Genomic DNA, 6,744 nt, shown 5'->3' on the forward strand with positions numbered 1-6,744 from the left:
GACCCCACTCACCCCAACCCCGCCAGTGCCGCCCAGGCCGTGACGGACCGCGCCAGTAGCGCCCAAGCCGGGTCCGACCGCGCTACCGCCGCCCAGGCCGGGGCCGACCGGGACGGTGTCGCGCAGGTCGGGGCCGAGCGGGCCGGGGAGGAGCGCGCGGCGGCCGACGGGGTCGTGGCGGGGGTGCGTTCGTCGGGGGAACTGCTGGTCGCGGCGGTGCGGGACGCGCGTGAGTTGACCCGGGTGGAGCCGCATGTCGCCGTTCCCGCGGAACGCGTCGCCAAGCTGCTGGCCATCGCTCAGGAGTCCGTACGCGAGCAGGGCACCGCCGAAGACCTCCTGTGGGCCGTGTGGCACGCCAGCGGCCTCGCCGAGCGCTGGACCGAGCTGAGCCTGGCGGGCGGCCCCAGGGGAGCGCAGGCCGACCGCGACCTCGACGCCGTCGTGGCGCTGTTCGACCACGCGGCCAGATTCGTGGACCGGATGCCCAAGGCGGGCCCGGAGGTGTTCATCGACGACCTGGCCGCCCAGGAGATCCCCGGCGACACGCTGGCCGAGCGCGCCCCCGACGGCGACGCCGTACGCGTGCTGACGGCCCATCGTTCCAAGGGGCTCGAATGGGACGTCGTCGTGGTGGCCGGCGTACAGGAGGGGGTTTGGCCGGACCTGCGCCTGCGCGGGACCATGCTCGGCGTCGAGGACCTCGTCGAAGTGGTCGAGGGCGCCAGGCCGAACGCCGCCTCGCTCGCCTCCAAGCTGCTGGCCGAGGAGCGCAGGCTGTTCTACGTGGCCGCCACCAGGGCCAGGAGCCGGCTCGTGGTGACGGCGGTGGGCGGTGAGGACACCGACGAGCGCCCGTCCAGGTTCCTGTCGGAGCTGATGCCTGGGGCGGTGGAGACCGCCACGGTCGACGACCGCGCCCGTTGGCTGAACATGTCCGCCCTCGTGGCCGACCTCCGCAGCGCTGTGACCGATCCCACTAAATCCGCGAAAGTCCGGCAAAAGGCCGCCCAGCAGCTCGCCCGCCTCGCCGCCGCCGGAGTCCAGGGCGCCCACCCCAACGACTGGTACGCCCTCACCCCCATCACCGACGACCGCCCCCTGAGCTGGCCGGACGACATCGTCAACATCTCCCCCTCGGCGGTCGAGAGCTTCACCAAGTGCGGCCTGCGCTGGCTCCTGGAGACGGCGGTCGGCGCGGCCGGCACCAGCACCGCCCAGGGCCTCGGCAACGTGATCCACGCCCTGGCCGTCCTCGCGGCCACCGACCTGCCCACCGAGGACCTCCTGGGCGAGCGCCTCGACGAGGTATGGAACGAGCTCGACTTCGGCGGCGTCTGGTACAACCGTAGGCAACGCCAGGTCGCCGAGCAGATGATCGGCAAGTTCCTGCGCTGGCACCAGGAAAACCCGCGCGAGCTGGTGGCGCTGGAGGAGGCGTTCACCGCGATGGTCTCGGACGGCGTGCAGATCAAGGGCCGGGTGGACCGGGTGGAGCGCGACTCGGACAACCGCGCGGTGATCATCGACCTCAAGACCGGCGGCGCCAAGCCCAGGGCGGGCGAGCTCGACCGCCATCCGCAACTCGGCGTCTACCAGCTGGCCGCGCTGCTGGGCGCGTTCGCCAGGCACGGCATGACCGAGCCTGGCGGCGCCGCACTGGTCCAGCTCGGCAAGGCGGCGGGCAAGCACAACGCCACGGAGCAGCAGCAGGGCGCGCTCGGCGAGGACAAGGACCCCGGCTGGGCCAAGGACCTGGTCGACACGGTCGCGACCGGCATGTCGGGCCCGTTCTTCCAGGCCAAGGTCAACGACGGCTGCCGCACCTGCGCGGCCAGGTCGAGCTGCCCGGTCAACGACAACGGGGGCCAGGTGTGCTGACCCCCGCCGAGCTGGCCGGCAAGCTCGGCGTCCTGCCCCCCACGCCCGAGCAGGCCGCCGTCATCGAGGCCCCGCTTGAGCCGATGGTCGTCATGGCCGGCGCGGGCTCGGGCAAGAGCGAGACCATGGCCGGGCGCGTGGTCTGGCTGGTCGCCAACGGCCTGGTCAAACCGGACCACATCCTGGGCCTGACGTTCACCCGCAAGGCCGCCGCCGAGCTGGCCACCAGGGTCAGGGAGCGCCTGGCCGGCCTGGCCGAGGCGGGGCTGGTCGCGCCTGGCGCCCTCGACGAGGAGCCGACCGTCTCCACCTACCACGCCTACGCCGCACGCCTGGTCACCGACCACGCGTTGCGCGAGGGGCTCGAGCCCACCATGCGCCTGGTCACCCCGGCCGTGTCGTGGCAGCTCGCCTCACGGGTGGTGGCGATGTACGACGGGCCGATGGACAAGATCGAGCTGGGCCCGCCGTCCGTCACGGCCGCCGTGCTGGAGCTGGCCGGCGACCTGTCAGAGCACCTGCGCACGGCCCACGACGTGCGCAGAGTGGGGGAGTGGCTGCGGGGCAGGCACGCCGCGCTCCCCGGCAGGACGATCGCCGCCCAGCGCAAGCCGGTAGGCGTCCAGGCGGCCAGGGAGCAGCTGTTGCCGCTGGTGGAGGCGTACGAACGACTCAAGCGCCGCCGCGAGGTCATCGACTACGGCGATCAGATGTCGCTGGCCGCCAGGATCGCCGCGAACCACAAGGAAGTGGGCGAGATCGAGCGCTCCCGTTACGCGGTGGTCCTGCTCGACGAATACCAGGACACCAGCCACGCCCAGCTCGTCCTGCTCAGATCCCTCTACGGCGGCGGCCACCCGGTCACCGCCGTGGGCGACCCCTGCCAGTCGATCTACGGGTGGCGCGGCGCCTCGGCGGGCAACCTGCGCCGGTTCCCCAGGGACTTCAGGACCGGCGCCGGCGACCCGGCCGAGATCCGCCAGCTCAGCGTCAGCTTCCGCAACGGCGACCGCGTCCTCGACGTGGCCGCCCGGGTGCAGCTCCCGCTGCGGATGGACGCCCGCGAGGTCCCCGTCCTGGTCCCGGGACCCAACCGGGTCGAGCGGGGCCGCGTCACGTGCGCCTTCCACGAGACCGCCGAGGACGAGGCGAAGTGGATCGCCGACGGCGTCGCCAGGATCCTCGGCCAGGAGGTCGCGCCGGACGGTCTGCCCTGGGGCGAGAAGGAGCGCAAGAAGACCCTCGCCGTGCAACCCCAGGACGTCGCCATCCTGGCCCGTAAGCGGTCCCAGTTCGCCGCCCTGCGCAGAGCGCTCGAAGACCGCGACATCCCGGTCGAGGTCGTCGGCCTCGGCGGCCTGCTGACCGTACCCGAGGTCAACGACATCGTCGCCACCCTCCGCGTCCTCTACGACGCCACGGCCGGCGACGCGCTGGCCAGGCTGCTGGCCGGGCCGCGCTGGCGGATCGGCCCCGCCGACCTGCGGGTGCTGGGCGAGCACGCCAGAGAGCTGGCCCGCGAGCTGAGCGACAGCTACCGCGCGGACGACCCGCTCAACCAGGTGGTCGCGGACATGGCCGAGGAGCGCGGCAGCCTGGTGGACGCGCTGGACGAGCTGCCCGGCAGGGAGGAGTGGCTGGAGTCGTTCTCGCCGCTGGCCCGCACCAGGCTGGTCGCGCTCGCCCACGAGCTGCGCCACCTGCGGGCGCACACCGCGCAGCCGCTCCCCGACCTGATCATGGAGGTGGAGCGGCGGCTCGGCCTGGACATCGAGGTGGCCGCGCGCAGCGGCACGGTGGGCGCGTTCGCGGCGCGGGCCGATCTCGACGCCTTCCTCGACGCGGCGTCCAGGTTCGCGGGCGACGCCGAGGATCCGACGCTCGGCGCGTTCCTGGCCTACCTGCAGGCGGCGGAGAGCGAGGAGTTCGGGCTGGAGGCGGGCCGGGTCGGCGAGAGCAACAGCGTCAAGCTGATGACCGTGCACGCCTCGAAGGGCCTGGAGTGGCCGATCGTGGTCGTGCCGGGGCTGTCGCAGCTCGTCAGCTCGAAGGGGACGATCGCGACCGGCAGCATCTTCCCCGCCACACCGGTCACGAACACCCGCTGGACGGACAACCCGCGCAAGCTCCCCTACCCGCTGCGCGGCGACGCGGCCGACCTGCCCAGGCTGGGCGGGCTGAGCAAGGAGGAGCTGGCCGTCTTCGACGAGCTCTGCCGCGAGCGCGACCTGATGGAGGAGCGCAGACTCGCGTACGTCGCCGTCACCCGGGCCCACTACCACCTCATCGCCTCCGGCTACCGCTGGGGCACCGCCACCAAGCCGCTGGAGCCTTCTGACTTCCTGCTGGAGATCCGCGACACCGCCGACCGCGTCTCGTTCTGGGCCGGTGACCTGGCTGAGGGCGCCACCAACCCGCTGCTCGCCGAGCCGGCGGAGGCCACCTGGCCGGTCACGCCCGAGGGCCTGCGTTACGAGTCCGTGCTCGACGGCGCCAGGCTCGTCGAGGACGCGCTGGCCGGGACCATGCGCGCGGAGGAGGACGACGAGCCGCTGCGGGCGTTCGAGGAGGAGCGCCTGCGGGCCTGGGAGCGTGACACCGACCTGCTGCTGCGCGAGCGTGAGCTGCACCGCCGCAGGCCCGCGACCATCGTCGAACTGCCGGCCAAGCTGACCGTGTCATCGCTGGTCACGCTGGCCGCCGACCCGCGCGAGCTGGCCCGCAGGATCCGCAGGCCCGTCCCGGTCAAGCCCGCGCCGCTGGCGCGCAGGGGCACGTCGTTCCACAAGTGGCTGGAGACGCGGTGGAACCAGCAGCGGCTGATCGACGACTTCGAGCTGTACGACGACGAGCTCGAAGAGGCCGACGTGCTCCTCGGGGAGCTGCAGGAGCGGTTCGAGGAGAGCGAGTGGGCCGACCGGCGGCCGATCGATCTCGAGGTGCCGTTCGAGACCATGATCGGCGACCGGCTGGTGCGCGGGCGGATGGACGCCGTGTTCGAGGCGCCTGGCGGCGGTTACGAGGTCGTGGACTGGAAGACCGGGCAGCCGCCCAGGGGCAAGGCGGCCAAGGCCGCGTCCGTGCAGCTGGCGGCGTACCGGCTGGCCTGGGCCCACCTGGCGGGGGTGCCGCTGGAGAGCGTGGGCGCGGCCTTCCACTACGTACGCGCCAACCGCACCGTACGCCCGGTCGACCTGCTCGACGCCGCCGGCCTGGTGGCGCTCATCGAACGCGTCAGGCGCGCAGATAGTGGAAGGCCGGCTTCGGATGCATGAGGAAGTCGTGGTGTGAGATGTTCCAGGCGTAGGCCCCGGCCATCTCGAACACCACCGTGTCACCCACCCGCACCGTGGTCACGATTTTTCGGGCGAAAACGTCTTTTGGGGTGCACAGCTGGCCGACGAACGTGACCGGCTCCTCGATCACTCCCGGGCCCTTCCCGGTGGGGAGTACCGTCCGGGGCTGGTCGTGGCCCTTGGTCGCCGGCGTGCGCAGGTGGTGGGTGCCGCCCAGCAGGATCGCGTACGCCTCCCCGCGCACCCGCTTCACGTCCACGACCCTGGTCACGTAGTAGCCGCAGTACGCGGTCAGCGCCCGCCCCGGCTCGACCCGCAGCCGCCGCCCCCGGCGCAACCCCTCCAAGCCGGCTCCGTACGCCGCCCAGTCGAACCTGGACTCCGGCTCGGCGTACGATACCGCCATGCCGCCGCCCAGGTTGACCTCCTCGTGGTCGCACTCCAGCAGCCTTCCGGCCAGTTCGAGCAGCCGGGTGGCGTCCAGCCCGCTGGCCAGGTGGGAGTGCCTGCCGCGCAGGCGTACCCGGTCGCCGAACAGCGGCAGGCACTCCGCCACCCCCTGCTCGTCCATCCCGAACGGCCCGCTCATCGTGAGCGCCGCGCCCTCGACGGGCAGGTCCGGGTTGACCCTGATCAGCACGTCGGCCTCCAGCCCGGTGGCGAGCAGGCGGCGCAGCTCGTACGGGGACTCGACGTGGATGCGGTGGTGCGGCAGGCGCAGCTCGGCGTCGGTCTTGCCGGGCCCGCCGAGCGCCACAGGCAGGCCAGGGAACAGGCCCGTGACGTGCGCGTGCTCGCCCGCCGACGACACCTCGAACCCGTCCACGTGCCCGGCCAGCACCCGCAGCACCTCGGCGTCCGGGTTGGCCTTGACCGCGTAGTACAGTTCCGTGGCCCCCAACGCCCGACGCACGGCCGCGACGTGCTCATCCAGCGCGGGCAGGTCGTAGAGGTAGGCGGGCGCCCCCGGCAGGCTCAACGCGGCGTCCAGGACGTGGGGCGGGGTACTCCCGCAGGTCTTCGGCATGAGGCCCCTTCCGCTATGCGAGGGGGTTCGCGATCGGGACGTAACCGGCGGCGCGGTCGGCGGCCCTGGCCCAGCGCACGCCCAGGTTCGCCTTGGCGGGCAGCGGCGCCCCGGCGAGGAGATCGGACAGTGGCAGCGGCCGGCCGAGGTCGTCTGAGAGGCGTGCGAGCACGTCGCCGGCGATCCGCCACAGCTCGCGCAGCAGCGCGTCGTCCTGGCCGGCGAGCGTGGCGGCGATCTCCGTGAGGTGGTTGACGAGCAGGCAGTAGACCACGCGCGCCCAGCCGCGCTCGGCGTCGTAGGTGAGCGCTCCGGCCACGTCGGGGTGCAGGCCGTCCAGGTCGTGCCGGCCCGCGACGAGCTTGGTGCCTTCCAGGTCGCGGAAGACGGCCTGAACGGGCATACCGGACCCGTCCAGGCCGACCAGGACGTTCTGCAGGTGGGGCTCCAGCACGACGCCATGCACGAAGTACAACTCCAGCACGGGCGACGCCACCGCCGTGACGTACGAACGCCACCAGTCACGCGGGGGGCATGCCC

4 protein-coding genes are annotated in these 6,744 nt (G+C 72.8%); 2 read left to right on the top strand and 2 right to left on the bottom strand.

Annotation, left to right across the window (positions count from 1 at the left end):
* Together ITP53_RS53050 and ITP53_RS53055 are read left to right on the top strand one after the other, a co-directional pair.
* Positions 1 to 1,881 (top strand): UrvD/REP family ATP-dependent DNA helicase (locus ITP53_RS53050; protein WP_236052179.1); only part of this gene is annotated, 1,881 nt, incomplete at its 5' end.
* Positions 1,875 to 5,156 carry an ATP-dependent helicase gene (locus ITP53_RS53055; protein WP_195903083.1) on the top strand — a complete coding sequence of 1,094 codons (3,282 nt, stop codon included), beginning with the start codon at positions 1,875 to 1,877 and terminating at the stop codon, positions 5,154 to 5,156. The genes ITP53_RS53050 and ITP53_RS53055, both read left to right, overlap by 7 nt.
* Here ITP53_RS53055 and ITP53_RS53060 read toward each other — a convergent pair.
* Complete coding sequence (locus tag ITP53_RS53060) at positions 5,116 to 6,204, bottom strand: type III PLP-dependent enzyme domain-containing protein (protein WP_195903084.1); 1,089 nt, start codon at positions 6,202 to 6,204, stop codon at positions 5,116 to 5,118. The two genes, ITP53_RS53055 and ITP53_RS53060, sit on opposite strands and share 41 nt — an antisense overlap.
* Before the next feature lie 13 nt (positions 6,205 to 6,217).
* Positions 6,218 to 6,744 (bottom strand): ferric iron reductase (locus tag ITP53_RS53065; protein ID WP_236052180.1); only part of this gene is annotated, 527 nt, incomplete at its 5' end.

The organism is Nonomuraea cypriaca (genome assembly GCF_015645445.1).
Taxonomy (GTDB): domain Bacteria; phylum Actinomycetota; class Actinomycetes; order Streptosporangiales; family Streptosporangiaceae; genus Nonomuraea; species Nonomuraea cypriaca.

Bases quoted from the DNA above. Each gene is read 5' to 3' on its own strand.
- ITP53_RS53060 (WP_195903084.1), bottom strand. From the start codon at position 6,204: ATGCCGAAGACCTGCGGGAGTACCCCGCCCCACGTCCTGGACGCCGCG.